The organism is Achromobacter sp. RW408 (assembly GCF_003184165.1).
GTDB lineage: Bacteria > Pseudomonadota > Gammaproteobacteria > Burkholderiales > Burkholderiaceae_B > Achromobacter > Achromobacter xylosoxidans.
On record NZ_QHHO01000031.1, the window covers coordinates 1 to 305 of the forward strand.

Here is a 305-nt window from a genome sequence, read left to right on the forward strand (position 1 = left end):
AGCGCGTCGGATGTTGCCGAGCGCGGCGGTTCGGCGGTGGCCGAGGTGGTCAACACGATGCAGGGCATCTCGGCCAGCTCGCGCAAGATCTCGGAAATCGTGTCGGTGATCGACGGCATCGCGTTCCAGACCAACATCCTGGCGCTGAACGCGGCGGTGGAAGCGGCCCGCGCGGGCGAGCAGGGCAAGGGCTTCGCGGTGGTGGCGGGCGAAGTGCGCTCGCTGGCGCAGCGCAGCGCGCAGGCGGCCAAGGAGATCAAGGGCCTGATCGAGGACTCGGTGAGCAAGGTGGGCGCCGGTTCGCA

At 69.5% G+C, this 305-nt stretch carries 1 protein-coding gene; it reads left to right on the plus strand.

Annotation, left to right across the window (positions count from 1 at the left end; translation table 11 throughout):
- The coding region (locus DK459_RS07520; RefSeq protein WP_233256778.1) for a methyl-accepting chemotaxis protein at positions 1-305 on the plus strand (305 nt) is incomplete at both ends.